Raw genomic sequence first — 13,304 nt, forward strand, 5'->3', positions numbered from 1 at the left:
AAGAAATAGAATTTTAATTTATAGCAATTTAACAAAAATAAAAATTCCTTCAGCATAAAGCTGAAGGAACAAAAACATTATTTATTTTTTTATTTTTCTCCACCAACACCAGTTGACAAAGAACCTAAATACAAGTATTAATCTAAATCATATAGTGGAAATTTCAAGCAAAGAGTTCTAACTTCTTCTCTTATCTCTTTTAATTTTGATTCATTGTCTATATTATTTACAACATCTATAATAAAATTAGCTATTATTTCCATTTCAGCCTCTTTCATTCCTCTAGAAGTCATTGCTGGAGAACCTATTCTAATACCACTTGTTACCATTGGTTTTTCTGTATCAAAGGGTATTCCGTTTTTATTAACTGTTATTCCTGCTACTCCTAAAGCCTTTTCTACAACTTTTCCTGTAAGCCCTTTTTCACATTTTACATCTATAAGTATTAAATGATTATCAGTTCCACCACTTACAACTCTCAAACCACCTTCATTTAAAACTTTTGCTAAAGTTTTAGCATTTTTAACAACTTGTTTTTGATATTCTTTAAATTCAGGTTTTAATGCCTCTCCAAATGTAACAGCCTTAGCTGCAATGATATGCATTAAAGGTCCCCCTTGAAGTCCTGGGAAAACAGCTTTATTTATTTTTTTTGCTATTTCTTCGTCGTTAGTCATTATAAGACCTCCACGAGTTCCTCTTAATGTTTTATGAGTTGTAGTAGTAACCACATGAGCATAAGGTACTGGGCTTGGATGTTCACCTGTTGCAACTAGTCCAGCTATATGGGCTATATCAACCATTAAATATGCTCCAACCTTATCTGCTACTTCTCTAAATCTTTTAAAATCTATAGTTCTTGAATAAGCACTTGCCCCTGCAATTATTAATTTTGGCTTAACTTCTAAAGCTATTCTTTCTAATTCTTCATAATCTATTTTTTCAGTTTCTTTGTCAACTCCATAAGCATACACTTCGTAATTTTTTCCTGAAAAATTTAACTTCATTCCATGGCTTAAATGTCCCCCTTGATCTAATTTCATACCAAGTATTCTATCACCTAAATTTAATAAAGCCATATATACAGCTGCATTTGCTTGAGATCCTGAGTGAGGTTGAACATTTGCATAATTTACATTAAATAATTTTTTAGTTCTTTCTATAGCTAGTTTCTCAACTACATCAACGCATTCGCATCCTCCATAATATCTTTTATCTGGATAACCTTCTGCATATTTATTAGTCATTACACAACCTGCTGCCTCTAAAACGGATTTGGAAACAAAGTTCTCCGAAGCGATAAGTTCAATTCCTTCATTTTGTCTTTTTCTTTCTGCTTCAATAGCATTGTAAACTTCTCTATCATTTCCAAATAAGTTCTCTAAGTTTTTCATTTGCTTCCCCCTTGTTTCTATCCTAATTTATTATTTGAGTTTAAACCCTTAAAATTTCAAGCATTTTACCATATTTTTTATAAAATTACAATTATTTTATGAAATTTTTAATTTCATAATTCCAAAAAAACTAAATTGAGAATCAATAATTAATTTATCTGTTGATTTTATATCTGCAGGAATAAACACTTTTATCCCATTGATATCTTCATAAGTTTCATTTTTCTTTTCTAAATATTTTTGTATTTCATCTGCTTTTAAAAATTCACCTTGAATTTCTTCTTGACATCCTGCTCAGCCAATTTGTCTTTGTACTTTTTTTAAAACAATTCCTTGAAAATCTTTTTTCTCCATAAATACTCTAACTTTTTCTGCTATTTTCATAACTTTCCTCCTTCTATTAATTTTATTTATTTGCTTTTAAAATTGATACTACTTCTCTTTTATCTATTTTAATATTTTCAAACATTTCCTTTTCTATTTTTCTATTTAAATTAATCAAAGCTTCATTCCCGCCATTTTTTATCAATATATCCTCAAACTGAGCTTTAGGACTAAAATCATATTTTTCTTTCATATAAAGGGAATAAAATTCGTATAGTTCTTTATTACTAGAAGATTTTAGCATCTTTTTAAATAAATCCTTATACTCTTTTTTATCATTTTTTTTATCAATAATTAACTTAAATATCCAAATACCTTCTCCTAAAGAAATTAACAGCAATACTCCAATAAGAATATCCCTCTTATCCACTTTTTTTGTATCTCCTTTTTCTAAAATACTAGAAACTATAATTTCTTTTTCAGGTAATTTATTTTCATTATTTATTTTATTCTTATTACTAGAAATCTCCTCATTATTATAATTTTTATCAGTATAACTTCCTGTAACAGTTATCTTTCTAGAGGGAATTTTAAAGTTTTTATATTTCTTTTCCCTAGTATCAAAATATGGAACATTTATTTCTGGTGTTTTTATTTCCCCAGTTTTTTTAGGAATAAAGGCAATTTCAAAATCCTTTGTTCCATAATACTCACCTGATATTATTTTTTCACTTTCATTGGAAACACTAGAATAAATATTGAAATTTTTATTTTTTTCTTCTATTATTTTCTCTAAATAATTTAAATTAACATTCCCTGAAAATTTTACAATTAAAGAAAAACTTTCTCCTAATTTAGCTGTATCCAACTGATTCCATTTGTAAGTTCCTTTTAAATCTCCAACAACCATTTGAAAATTATTTGGTTTTCCACTAGTTGGAAGAGGTAAAATATTAACAGAAATTTCTTCTCCACCAAATAACATAGGTTTAACAGGTTCTATCCCAAAGAAATCATCTGTTGATTCCTCAGCTTTTATTTTTCCCACCTTTATCTTTTTTTCACCTGTGGAATTTGCTTCTAAAATATTCTCAGTTAATTTTATTTCTATTTCTTCTTGTCCATTTTCTATTAATCTTTTAGCTACAGGATATCCATTTTTATCTCTTTTTGTTACATCTTTTGCTGTAAATCCTTGGAAAACAGGAGGATTTATATATCCGTAATTTCTCAAAGAAGTTTTTATTGTAGCTTTCTCATAATATGGAATCTTTTCTCCAAAATAATAATTTTTATTTAATTTTTTAACATCCCACAATACTTTCCCTTGTCCTATTGTACCATTTTTTTTATTTTTTGAAACATTAGTAACTGAAATCCTTAATCTATTTGATTTTAGTTGCCCCTTAATCCAAACACTTAAATCAAAATTTCCTGTTTTAGAAGGCATTACAGTATATATATCAGATTTTACAGATGTCTTCTTTCCATTAACCCAAGATGTTGAACTTCTACTACTTCTATATAAAACATCAAAATTATTTATTCCCTCTAAATAATATTGCTCTCTTTTTGTATTATTAAAAGCTACAGTTATTTTAATAGCTTCATCTAATCCTGGATTATTATTATCTGTAGTTAATAGTACTTCTGAAAAACTTAAAGTACTTATTATAAAAAAAATTATCACTCTTAAAATCATATCCATCTCCTAACTATTTTACCATCTATTTTGGTCTTCTTTACTGACCCCAACATTTATTAATTTCTCATTATTTTTAAAAGCTTGTTTTTCACTTCCTTCTAATCTTTTTAATACTGCTTTAACTTCTTCCTTTGATCTTTCATTCTCTTTACTATTTTGACCTTTATCTGATTTGTTTTGTTTATTTTTATCTTGCTTATTATTTTCTTTTTGTTTACTTTTGTCCTTTTGTTTATCTTTACTTTGTTTAGAACTATCCTTATCTTTTTGTTCATTTTCTTTAGAATTTTGTTGCTTATTCTGTTTATCTTCCTTGTTTTGTTTATCATGATTGTTTTGTTTATCTTGTTTGTTTTGATTTTTCTGATTATTTTCTTTATTTTGATCCTTCTGTTTACTTTGATTATTCTTTATATTTTCTAAGACAATTTCATAATTCTTTTTTATATTTATATCATTATTTTTTATCATTTCTTTTTTATAATATTCTAGTGATTCTCTCATCTTATCTTTATCTTTTTTACTTTCAGATAATTTCACAATAGAATTTCCATTTAAAAAGTCATTATCACCCTTTCTTTTTAAAACTTCTGAATATTTTTTGCTTTCATAATCATTTTTTATTAAATTATCCTTTATAATTTTACTTTCTTTTATTTTAAAAGCTTTTTCATAATATTTTTTTGCAACTTCATATTTTTTTTCATAATAATTTTTATTACCTCTATTTAAAAAATAATATATTTTAATATTATCAAAAGAAAATATAAATATTAAAGTTAAAATTATTCCAAGAGATAATAAATATATATTTTTATTCTTCATACTTTAATCTCCTATTAAGAAAATATCCTAAAAATAGAAAAATCATTCCTAGTAATAAAAAATATTGATAATATTTTTTATAAATTGTTATTTTTTCATTATCTAGTTTATCCTTATGAATATTTTTAATATCTGAAATGAATTTTTCACTATTATCATTTAAATTATTAGCTTCATAATATTTTCCTTCACTTATTTTGGATAATTCCTTCAAAAAAGAATTATTTAATTTACTTACTACAATAGAACCTTTATTATTTTTTACAAAACCATTTCTTTTTCCATTTTTATAATCAGGAATCACTTCTCCTTTATTAGTTCCAACACCTATTGAATAAACTGTTATCTTATTATTTTTCACAAAATCAATAACATCTTTTTCTCTTTCTCCACCATCTGAAACTATTAACACTACTTTTTTCTCTGCTTTTATTTCTTCAAATGAATCATTTGCAATTTTCAAAGCATCTATTATCTTAGTTCCACCTCCAGAAATAAGATTTGTATCTATTGCATTTATATAATTTTCTCCTATTGAATAATCTTCTGTTAAAGGCATTTGGATGTATGCACTGTCTGAAAATGGTATTATACCAATTTTATCTCCCTTTATTTCCTTGAAAATATTTTTTATAATTCTTTTCCCTAGTTCTATTCTGTTGGGATATACATCCTCTGCTAACATAGAACTAGAAGTATCCATTAATACATATATATTATTTCCCTCTACTTGTACATCTTTTTCCTCTAATAATTTTTCTGGGGACAATAGTGCTACACAGATCAAGCAACTTCCTAAAATTATAAATATTATTTTAAGTAAATAACTTTTTTTACTCCTTTGTATTCTTAATGTTTTTAATATTTTATTTCTCTTTACCATTCCATATGCCATAATTATTAAAATAATAATAGGGAGAATAAAATAATATAAATTTTCCAAATTTCCAAATTTCATTATGTCCTCCTAATTATGGTAATCTTATAAATAATAGAAACTCAAAAAATAATCCTAAGACTAATAATATTAGAGCTATTTTTAATATTGGAAGATAATATTCTTCCTTTGAATAAAATTCTCTTGCCTCTATTTTACTCTTTTCTAATTTATCTATTTCATTAAATATATTATTAAATTCCTTAGAATCACTAGCTCTAAAATATTTTCCCTTTGTCTCTTTAGCAATATTTCTAAGCAAATTTTCATCTAATGATGTATTTTTTAAAGTTCTTTTTCCTAATAATGTTGGAATATTTATTTCCTTTGCTCCTATTCCTATAGTATATACTTTTATTCCTAGTTCTTTAGCTAATTTTGTTGCCTCTTCTGGACTTATACTTCCTGCATTATTTTCTCCATCTGTTATAAGAATAATTATTTTAGACTTAGCTTTGGAATTTTTCAGTCTATTTAAAGATACTCCTAATCCCATTCCTATAGCAGTTCTTTTGTTGCTAGTAATATCATTAATTGTTATTTTTCCAATGGTTTCCTTTACCATTTTATTGTCAAATGTCAACGGTATTTTTGTGTATGCATCTCCTCCAAAAATAACTAACCCTAGCCTATCATTTAATCTTTTTGACACAAATTTTTCCAACATTTCTTTGGATTTTTCCAATCTATTTGGTTTAAAATCTTCTTGCATCATAGAAAAAGATAAATCCAAAGAAATAACTATGTCTACTCCGTTTCTTTTAATTTTATTTTCTTTAGAAACCATTTGAGGCCTTGCTAGGGCAAATACCATTAAAATACTTGAAATAAATATTAAATACTTACCAATTAAATATTTTTTACTCCCTAGAGAATATTTTTTTATTTTTTTTACACTGGGAATTTTTATTCCCAATTTTTTTTGTTTTCTGAAAAACAAATAAATAATTAAAGGTATTAATGCAAAAAAATAAGGATCTTGAAATTTAAACATCTATATTATCTCCTTCCATATTTATTCTTCTATATATTTCAAAGGCTTTTTCTTTATAATAATTTATTTCCTCTATTTTTTTTCCTGAAAATTTATAATAATCTAAAGCTTTAATAAAAGCTATATCTTCTTCTTTTATTTCACCTATTTTTATATAATCACCTGCTAAAAAATTACTAGAATACTTGCTATCAATATATTTTCTTAAGGCCAAACTTATTTCAAAATGAAATTTATTTGTACTTAATTTTTTCATTTCTTCTTTAAATATTTCTTCACTGGATATTTGTTTTTTTATTTTTTTTATTTTTAATAATTTATATATAAAAATAATTATAAATGAAAAACCAAAAATTCCACTTAATAAAGTTAAAAATGGAAATTTTATATTTTTAACATCTTTATTGCTTTTATCAGAAAAATCCATGTGGATTTTTTTATCATTTTTGTCCAAAGTTGACTTAACTTTTACTATAATTTTTTCATTTCCAATATTTATAATGTTATCCCCAACTTTAAAAGTTCTAAAAAATATGTTATAACCATTTTTTGTTTTTTGAATGTTATCCACATGATAATCTTTAAAACTTTCTCTAAGTTCATTTTCATTAATATTTTTTATATTTAAACTTATCTGGTCTCCCACATATATATCCTTTGAAAAAGCTGCACTAAAAATAAATATAAATATTGTAAAAAATTTTTTTAATTTATTTATCATAGCTTACCCCTACTGCTTCTTTTTTTAAAAAACTTAATTAATGATTTCACATAATCTTCATCTGTATAAATATCCAAAACATTATCTATTTCTTTTTCTTGGAGCATAATATTTTCTTTGAAATTTCCAACTGTTATTATTTCATCAGTTTCTGAGTCCTTTAAATTAAATAAAACTCCCTTTGGAAGCTCATTAAATTTTCTATCTAATATTCTCACAGGAATTAGATCATGTTTCTTAGAAATAATTCTCATTGATTTTTCATAATCTTCATCTAAAAAATCAGAAATTAAAAAAACAATTCCTTTTCTTTTCTGAATTTTATTTAAATAATTTAAAGCTCCTGATATATTAGTTCCTTTACTTTCAATTTCTGTTTTTAACATTGCTTCAATAATTGACAATGAATGATTTTTTCCTTTACCTAATTTTACAAATTTTTCAATTTTATCACTAAATAATATAGCTCCAAATCTATCGTTATTTTTATCAGCACTAAAAACTAGTGTTGCAATAAGCTGTGTTATTAAGTCTTTTTTAGAAGCAAAACTATTTGATAAAGAAACATCAACTAATATATATATTGAAAGCTCTCTTTCCTCTTGATATTCTTTAACGTAAGTTTTTCTTTGCCTTGCACTAGTTTTCCAATCTATTCTTTTCACATCATCTCCAGCCTCATATCTTCTTATATCTGAAAATTCCATCCCGTTTCCTTTGAAACAAGAATGGTATTTTCCAACAAATAATTCCTCTGCTAAGGCTGATGTTCTTATCTCTATTTTTCTTATCTTTTTTAAAAGTTCTTTTCTATCCATACCTTCTCCCTTCTTTAGATATTTTAGTTTGTCTTCTAAAACATCACTAAGGAAGGTCAACTGACTCTATTATTTCCATGATAACATCTTCAACTTTTTTTTCTTCAGCTTCTGCTTCATAGGATAATATTATTCTATGACGAAGAATATCATATATTACCTTTTTTATATCCTTTGGCATTACAAAATCTCTGCCTTCTAAAAAAGCATTTGCTTTTGAAGCCTTTACCAGGGCTATACTAGCTCTAGGAGAAGCTCCACATAATATATATTCAGATTTTTCTCTTGTTTTAAAAACTATATCTAAAATATACTCTTTTAATTTTTCGTCAATATGAACTTTTTTTACTTGATTTTTTAGAATTTGCAGTTTCTCCTTAGTTAAAATTTCTTTTAATTCTATATTATCAAATTCTTTATCACTTGTTATTAAATTTAGAAAATCCATTTCTTCAGCTTTAGATGGATATTCTACTTTAACCTTCATTAAAAATCTATCTTGTTGAGCTTCTGGTAATGGATATGTTCCATCTTGTTCAATGGGATTTTGTGTTGCTAACACTATAAAAGGTTTCTCTAATTTAAAAGTTTCATTTGATATTGTAACTTGTCTTTCTTGCATTGCTTCAAGTAGTGCAGCTTGAACCTTTGCAGGGGCTCTGTTTATCTCATCTGCCAAAACTATATTTGCAAATAATGGACCCTTTCTTGTATAGAATTTTCCTGTTTTCTCATTGTATATTTCAGTTCCTATAATATCACTAGGTAATAAATCTGGTGTGAATTGTATTCTGGAAAATTCTAATCCTAGAGTTTTTGAAATAGTACTTACTGTTAAGGATTTTGCCAGTCCTGGTAACCCTTCTAATAAAATATGACTTTCTGTTAAAATTCCAATGAGAACCTTATCAATCATATCCTTTTGTCCTATTACTTTTTTTCCTATTTCATTTTTTAATAGTAATATTGCTTCTGTGTTTTCCAATTTTATGCCTCCTAAAAATATAGTTCTTTAAGTATATAATTTTGAAATCTAAAATTTTAGACGACTTATTATTAAATTTTGTCAATTTTTTCTTTAAAAAAATTAGGAATTCTACTTATTTTTTTTCTCTTATAGTCAAATGCCATCATTCTAGTAGAACCCTTTAAAACTATCTCATTATTTTTGTTTTTAGCTTCATAGAATATATCAAAATAACTTCTTACTATTTCTATATTTTTAATGGAACATAATAGTTCTTCTCCAAAAACAACTTCTTTCAAATAATAAACATGAGATTCCAATTGAATAATGCCCTTCTCCTCTCCAATATTAAGTTCATCTAGACCTATAGAGTTAAGCCATTCAGTTCTTGTTTGTTGAAATAAAACTAATGCTCTTTCATTTCCCATATGACCACCATAATTTATATCATCTACTCTAACTTTATAATTAGTACTAAACATCAGTCACCATCCTTTTTTCTTTGTTAATTATAGTATAGCACTTTATTTTATTTTCTTTAATTTTTTTAAAAAAAATGTTATGATATTACTAAAATAAGATATAAAAATTTAGATATAAAAGGAGATTTAAAATGATTGATGACTTATATAATTATCCACTTTATAGACCACCTAGTGAAGCCTATAGTTTAATAATTCAAATTACCCTAGGATGCTCTCACAATAAATGTACTTTTTGTAATATGTACAAAGGAAAACAATTCACTATAAAACCTTTTGAAAAAGTTAAAAGTGAGATTGATTTTTTCAGAAGTCAAATAAAACATATTGATAAAATATTTTTAGCTGATGGTGATGCACTTATAATGAGAACTGAAAGTCTTATTAAAATTTTAAAATATATAAACTTAAAATTTCCTGAAGTTAAAAGAATTTCTTTATATGCAAGCCCTAGATCTATTTTATTAAAAACAGAAAAAGAATTGGAAGAAATTAGAAATCTTGGAGTTTCTCTTGTTTATATGGGACTTGAAAGTGGAGACAATGAAACTTTAAAAGAAATTAATAAAGGAGCCACTGCAGAGGAAATTACAGAGGCTGCTTTAAAAATGAAAAAAATTGGATTTCAATTGTCAGTTACTGTAATTGCTGGAATACTAGGAAATAAAGATAGCACTAACCATGCTGTTAACACTGGAAAAGTTATTAGTAAAATTATACCTGATTATTTGGGAATACTTTGTCTTGTTGTACATCCTGAAACAGATATTGATATTCAATGTAAAAAGGGAGAATTTGTAGAAGCTTCTGGAGACCAAATTATGGAAGAAATAAAATTAATGATTGAAAATATAAATATACCAGATAATGAAAAAATAATATTTAGATCAAATCATGCTTCTAATTATTTAAATCTTAAGGGAAATTTCCCAGAGGATAAAGATAGGCTTTTAGATGATATTAATTATGCAATATCAAATGACTATATTCGTCAAAGAAATGAACAATATTTAAAATATAGTAAAAAAGGATTTTAAATTAAAAATTAGCCTATTGACAAAAATAAAATAACATTATATACTTTAATTAGAAGATAATCGGTAAAGCTATTGAAAGATAGTGACACAAAACTATAGGGTCTAAGTTACTTCGGTAATATGATTGCCAGTTGCAATTCTTACTAAAAAACATTAGGAGGATTGAAGATGAAAAAAACAATATTAGGATTATTTTTAGGAATGTCAGTTATGGGGATGGCAGCAACAAGTGTTAATAATAGTGGTGAATACAGTGGTGACTTAAATATTAAAGCCAATGTCGTTCAACTTTTAAAATTTACCGAAAAACAAGCTTTAGATTTTGGAGATATCGTTTTAGGAGAGTCTGCTGATTCGATTACTGCAGGTCAAATGCAAGTTAAAGGACAACCTAATTACACTGTTACTGTTACTGTTCCAGCTACTGCTACTATCTCAAAAGATGGTGCTGATTTAACTACTGTTACTTTGGATTCTCATATGTCAGGTCTTGCACAGACTTTAGACGATAACGGAGAGTTAATTCAAGTTGTAACTGGTAAAATAGCTGAAGGTGCAACAAAAAATACTGGTATTCATACTGGTACTGTTTCTATTTCAGCTAGATATAACTAGTATTCCAGATTTAAGACTTAATCAGGTTATCTTGAAGGGGGCGTGTAAACGCCTCTTTCTTTTTATAAAGAATAGCCTAATTTTTTAAGGAGGCTTGCCATAATGAAAATAATTTTATTTTTTTTAATATCTGTTGTGATATTTTCTCAAAATGTTAATGTAGATGATTCTGTAGAAGGTAATCTAAACATTACTGCAAATGTTATTGCTAATTTGACTATTGAAAATAGCAATATGGAATTTAATGACATTCCTTTGGCTTCAGATGCTATTGCTTTTACTGATGTAGATATAGATGGGTCCACTGATACCCAAGATACAGTAACTATCAGTATACCAAAAACAATTCAAATGAAAGATGGGGAGAAAACTATGACTTTATATCTCTCATCTGAAAAAAAAGAAAAATTAGTACTAGATGAAAATGGTAAAGGTAGCGTAAAGATTAAAGGTACCCTCAATGCTGAAGATACAACTGTTATAGGAGATTATACTGGTACCTTTGATGTAACTGTTAAATATGATTAATCAATTTTAGGAGGTAAAAATGAAAATAATTTATTCTTTCCTTTTACTCATGATTTCTTTAAAATTAATAGCTCAAGATACAACTGAAATTATTAACGGCAAAACTATTGTAACCTCTCCAGTTGAAGTTCATGCAAGGGTTGTTCCAATATTTAATGTGACACAAAATGAAGCTCTTAACTTTGATAAAATTTTATCTGGTTCTGCAGCTGAACAAGACCAAATAATAACTATCACTGATGAATATAATGCTCCCATTCAATTTATATTTCCAGAAGAATCTCTAATTGAAACTAATGATGGGAATACAATAACTATTAATTTAAGTTCTCCTGAGGAGATAACTAAAATAATGAATACTAATGGATCTAGAGATATTATTATTCGAGGAACTATCGCTAATAATAATACAGAAGATGGTGATTACGAAGATAATGCCACATTTAAAATTAAATACGATTAATTATAATTTAAAATAGTCAATTACTTTTGTAATTGACTATTTTTGCATTAAATATTATAAATTTTTTCCAAGTTATTATTAATTTCATCCCAATCAAAATCATTGGAGTAAACTGTCATATCATCAGCATAAGCAGTACATATATCTTCCACTGTAACATTTTCAAGTTCTAAAGCTTTTAGTTCATCAGTACTTAAACTCTCTAGATCTTCCATTCCCTCATCTGCCTCTATTCTAAAAAGAAGAAGCCCATTAGGTTCATTTTCATGAATAAATTCCAAATTTCCAGTTTCTAAATTAATTTGAGCTATTGTTGGAATTCCAAAAGAATCATTTGCAGCAGTATTTTTTACAACATCATAATAGGATAAATTTTTAATAATTGTAATTATTTCTTCTTTTTCTAAAAATTTCATAATCAAAAACTCCTTTTTAATTTAATTAATCCTCGCTATTAAACTTTAATACAAAAGAAAATAAAAGTCAATATTATTTCTTTAATTTTCTATACAGAAAAATATATATTTGTCAATAAAAAATAATTAAGATGTTGATTTTGAGTATTTATTAATCTAAATTTGATTTTTTTTTAATATTTTATTGCATTTTTTTTCAAATTGTCGTAAAATAAATTTAGGTAAAATAAAACTTAAGGGATGGTAGAAATGGAAAAGCTTAATATTCATATTTTTTCAGATTCTTTTGGGGAGTCTGGAGAACAAGTTGTTAAATGTGCTTTAAGCCAATTTGAATTGGAAAGTTCCAATTACAATCTAATAAAACATCGCCATGTTTCCGATTTAAAAACTTTAGATAGAGAATTTAGAAAGATAAGTGATTATTCAAATGTTTTTATGCTATTTACACTTGTTAATCTAGAAGTTGTTGAAAAAGCTAAACATTTCTGTGAAATGCATAATATTCAATATGCTGATTTATTAAATCCTCTTTTAAATGCTTTAAAAATAAAAATAGGTAAAAAACCTAAAAGAGAATCTGGTAAATTTAGAGTTCTAGATCAAGAATACTTTAATCGTGTTGACGCTATTGAATTTGCTGTTAAATTTGACGATGGAAAAGATAGTAGAATGTTAAATGATGCTGATTTAGTTCTCATTGGAATTTCTAGAACTTCCAAAACTCCTCTAAGTATATATTTAGCTAATAAAGTTCATATTAAAGTATTAAATATACCATTAGTTCCAGAAGTTGAACCACCTAAAGAATTATATGATATATCTAAAAAAAGAATAATTGGCTTAACTAATTCTGTTGAAATGTTAAATAAAATAAGAAAAGAAAGAATCAAATGCATTGGATTAAAAAATGGTTCCAATTATTCTTCCCTAGGTAGAATAATTGAAGAATTAGAATATGCTGAAAGAATAATGAGGAAAATAGGTTGTCCTATAATTGATGTTTCTGACAAGGCTATAGAAGAAACAGCTCAAATAATAGTTGAGATAATGAAAGAACAAGGTGTACTTTAAAATT

At 25.8% G+C, this 13,304-nt stretch carries 15 protein-coding genes and 1 riboswitch; of the genes, 5 read left to right on the forward strand and 10 right to left on the reverse strand.

The annotated features are described in order from the left end of the window. Positions 1-137: 137 nt before the first annotated feature. From glyA to GIL12_RS07970, 9 genes are all read right to left on the reverse strand, one after another. A complete protein-coding gene (gene glyA, locus GIL12_RS07930) occupies positions 138-1,394 on the reverse strand; it encodes a serine hydroxymethyltransferase (RefSeq protein WP_163469950.1) in 1,257 nt (418 codons plus the stop codon). A 406-nt stretch (positions 1,395-1,800) separates the two neighbouring features. Then, positions 1,801-3,420, reverse strand: coding sequence for a BatD family protein (locus GIL12_RS07935; RefSeq protein ID WP_163469951.1), 1,620 nt, complete (start codon positions 3,418-3,420; stop codon positions 1,801-1,803). 18 nt (positions 3,421-3,438) lie between these two features. Beyond that, positions 3,439-4,248 (reverse strand): hypothetical protein, encoded by an 810-nt coding sequence (locus GIL12_RS07940; protein ID WP_163469952.1) that lies wholly within the window; start codon positions 4,246-4,248, stop codon positions 3,439-3,441. Next, the gene (locus GIL12_RS07945; RefSeq protein ID WP_163469953.1) at positions 4,238-5,206 is read right to left on the reverse strand and encodes a VWA domain-containing protein; all 969 of its coding nucleotides are present in this window, start codon (positions 5,204-5,206) and stop codon (positions 4,238-4,240) included. The genes GIL12_RS07940 and GIL12_RS07945 overlap by 11 nt, the downstream gene beginning before the upstream one ends. Positions 5,207-5,219: 13 nt before the next feature. Beyond that, the gene (locus GIL12_RS07950) at positions 5,220-6,179 is read right to left on the reverse strand and encodes a VWA domain-containing protein (protein ID WP_163469954.1); all 960 of its coding nucleotides are present in this window, start codon (positions 6,177-6,179) and stop codon (positions 5,220-5,222) included. Further along, the gene (locus GIL12_RS07955; protein ID WP_163469955.1) at positions 6,172-6,900 is read right to left on the reverse strand and encodes a hypothetical protein; all 729 of its coding nucleotides are present in this window, start codon (positions 6,898-6,900) and stop codon (positions 6,172-6,174) included. Before GIL12_RS07955 ends, GIL12_RS07950 begins: the two co-directional genes overlap by 8 nt. Beyond that, a complete protein-coding gene (locus GIL12_RS07960; RefSeq protein ID WP_163469956.1) occupies positions 6,897-7,718 on the reverse strand; it encodes a DUF58 domain-containing protein in 822 nt (273 codons plus the stop codon). Before GIL12_RS07960 ends, GIL12_RS07955 begins: the two co-directional genes overlap by 4 nt. Positions 7,719-7,764: 46 nt before the next feature. Beyond that, positions 7,765-8,703, reverse strand: coding sequence for a MoxR family ATPase (locus GIL12_RS07965; RefSeq protein WP_239056084.1), 939 nt, complete (start codon positions 8,701-8,703; stop codon positions 7,765-7,767). A 71-nt stretch (positions 8,704-8,774) separates the two neighbouring features. Beyond that, entirely contained in the window at positions 8,775-9,167 is a 393-nt protein-coding gene (locus tag GIL12_RS07970) for a thioesterase family protein (protein WP_163469957.1), read from the reverse strand. Between the two features lie 131 nt (positions 9,168-9,298). Between GIL12_RS07970 and GIL12_RS07975 the strand changes: the two genes are divergently transcribed. From GIL12_RS07975 to GIL12_RS07990, 4 genes are all read left to right on the forward strand, one after another. Further along, positions 9,299-10,204, forward strand: a complete 906-nt coding sequence (locus GIL12_RS07975) for a radical SAM protein (RefSeq protein ID WP_163469958.1) — start codon at positions 9,299-9,301, stop codon at positions 10,202-10,204. Positions 10,205-10,256: 52 nt separating this feature from the next. Then, positions 10,257-10,343, forward strand: a riboswitch (cyclic di-GMP riboswitch). 29 nt (positions 10,344-10,372) lie between these two features. After that, entirely contained in the window at positions 10,373-10,819 is a 447-nt protein-coding gene (locus GIL12_RS07980) for a DUF4402 domain-containing protein (protein ID WP_163469959.1), read from the forward strand. Between the two features lie 102 nt (positions 10,820-10,921). After that, positions 10,922-11,347 carry a DUF4402 domain-containing protein gene (locus GIL12_RS07985; RefSeq protein WP_163469960.1) on the forward strand — a complete coding sequence of 142 codons (426 nt, stop codon included), beginning with the start codon at positions 10,922-10,924 and terminating at the stop codon, positions 11,345-11,347. Positions 11,348-11,366: 19 nt separating this feature from the next. Continuing rightward, positions 11,367-11,810 (forward strand): hypothetical protein, encoded by a 444-nt coding sequence (locus GIL12_RS07990; RefSeq protein WP_163469961.1) that lies wholly within the window; start codon positions 11,367-11,369, stop codon positions 11,808-11,810. A gap of 47 nt (positions 11,811-11,857) precedes the next feature. Here GIL12_RS07990 and GIL12_RS07995 read toward each other — a convergent pair whose 3' ends face one another. Continuing rightward, a complete protein-coding gene (locus tag GIL12_RS07995) occupies positions 11,858-12,226 on the reverse strand; it encodes a hypothetical protein (RefSeq protein ID WP_163469962.1) in 369 nt (122 codons plus the stop codon). A 249-nt stretch (positions 12,227-12,475) separates the two neighbouring features. On the opposite strand from GIL12_RS07995, the gene GIL12_RS08000 reads away from it, so the two are divergent. Then, positions 12,476-13,300 (forward strand): pyruvate, water dikinase regulatory protein, encoded by an 825-nt coding sequence (locus GIL12_RS08000; protein ID WP_163469963.1) that lies wholly within the window; start codon positions 12,476-12,478, stop codon positions 13,298-13,300. Positions 13,301-13,304 lie beyond the last annotated feature (4 nt).

Source organism: Fusobacterium sp. IOR10 (assembly GCF_010367435.1).
Lineage (GTDB): Bacteria > Fusobacteriota > Fusobacteriia > Fusobacteriales > Fusobacteriaceae > Fusobacterium_B.